The organism is Corallococcus praedator, assembly GCF_003612125.1.
Classification (GTDB): Bacteria; Myxococcota; Myxococcia; order Myxococcales; family Myxococcaceae; genus Corallococcus; species Corallococcus praedator.
In genome coordinates, this window is sequence record NZ_RAWI01001223.1 from 1 (window position 1) to 415 (window position 415).

Annotated in this window: 1 protein-coding gene; it reads right to left on the reverse strand. The window is 34.9% G+C overall.

The window, feature by feature from the left end; translation table 11 throughout:
* Window positions 1-151: 151 nt before the first annotated feature.
* On the reverse strand, window positions 152-415 hold a 264-nt coding region (locus tag D7Y13_RS46565), incomplete at its 5' end, for a hypothetical protein (RefSeq protein WP_158626253.1).

The following is a 415-nucleotide window of genomic DNA, read 5'->3' on the forward strand; positions in this document are numbered from 1 at the left end:
TCATAACCCATTGCGATAAGTTTATCGGTTTCTGCATTACACAAAAAACAATTTAATGGAGCAGTGACGATTGCTTTTTGTTGTGGCAATATACTTTGTCTAACAGGCATTGTACTATGAGCGGTTACCTCACCAATTTTAAAATCATCTTTCATCTTGACTCCAATATCAAGTCTTGAATATGTGCAATGAATTTTATAGCTTCAGCAATTTCTGATGGTGTTAATACTTCAAAATCAAGCACTGCACACATATCGGTACCAGACTTATCACGAACATCTTCTCCGAATTTATTCAGAAGCTCATTAAAGATTCGCACATCTTTTTCGTCATTCACCTGATAGAATATAATTTGAAATGATGGCTCATCTTCAAAGTATGCAAAAGAAGCCCTTGTGTCAGAAATTGTATCAGA